The sequence below is a fragment of the Mesorhizobium sp. WSM4815 genome, assembly GCF_055811575.1.
Genome location: NZ_JBVVQS010000006.1, coordinates 1 through 230 on the forward strand (window position 1 = coordinate 1; position 230 = coordinate 230).

The following is a 230-nucleotide window of genomic DNA, read 5'->3' on the forward strand; positions in this document are numbered from 1 at the left end:
GTGTCAGCGCCGGGGACGACAGTGAGCAAGCCCGTTGCGACATCGCGCTGGCGTTCCAGCAGGCCGTGGTGGAGACTTTGACCATCAAGTGCAAGCGTGCCCTGAAACAGGCCGGCATGAAGCGCCTGGTGATCGCCGGTGGCGTCAGCGCCAACAAGGCGTTGCGCAGTTCATTGGAAAAGATGCTTGGTGATATGAAGGGTGATGTGTTCTACGCCCGCCCTGAGTTC

The 230-nt window shown here is 60.4% G+C and carries 1 protein-coding gene; it reads left to right on the forward strand.

Translation table 11 applies throughout. The features are described from left to right. On the forward strand, nt 1-230 hold a 230-nt coding region (locus AC0L2B_RS00025), incomplete at both ends, for a Kae1-like domain-containing protein (protein ID WP_473743603.1).